Genomic DNA, 613 nt, shown 5'->3' with positions numbered 1-613 from the left:
AGGTCAACCTCGGCCGCTATCCAGATATGTCGCTCAAGTTGACGCGCACGCAAAGGGACTTCGCTGCAATGCAGGTCAGCCTTGGGAAGTCCCCAGCCGAAGAAAAGAAGAAGAGCAGGGCAGCGACTGTACGGAGTCGACGACCGTACGAGACTTCAGCGACAGATACATGCGGGACATCGTATCCAGAGACCGCAAAGACATCACGCTACCGAAGAGGTATGTGGATAAGTCTATTCTGCCCGCCATCGGCAACAAGGCCGTGAGCGCAGTCACAGTTGAAGACTGCGCGCCATCATATGGGAGAAGAAGGACCATGGGCGAGATGCCGCAGCCGGAGCCGTACGCGGCGTCCTCAAGCAGTCGTTCGAGTACGCTATGACCTGCGGAATAATCACAGCCAACCCAGTGCTAGCTGTGATGTTCCAATAGGTTGTTCACCCGGAAGAGTCTGGGAAACTGGAGTTCTCTACGCTTCAGTGACACAGGAAACTCAACCGGATGAACAGCCATAAGAATGCCAGACTTACTGCGCACGGGCGCTATTTGCTCGTGCAACGGATTGCGCAACAGGGGCTGAAGTCGGCGGCGCACTCGTTGGGCGTGAGCGGCA

Annotated in this window: 1 protein-coding gene; it reads left to right on the top strand. The window is 56.4% G+C overall.

From position 1 onward, the window contains the following. Positions 1-501: 501 nt before the first annotated feature. Positions 502-613 (top strand): leucine zipper domain-containing protein (locus KDH83_RS31180; RefSeq protein ID WP_249205473.1); only part of this gene is annotated, 112 nt, incomplete at its 3' end.

It is taken from the genome of Achromobacter sp. Marseille-Q0513 (genome assembly GCF_018195695.1).
GTDB lineage: Bacteria > Pseudomonadota > Gammaproteobacteria > Burkholderiales > Burkholderiaceae_B > Achromobacter.
Note: the sequence above shows the minus strand (reverse complement) of the source record. Positions and strands in the feature narration are given on the sequence as shown.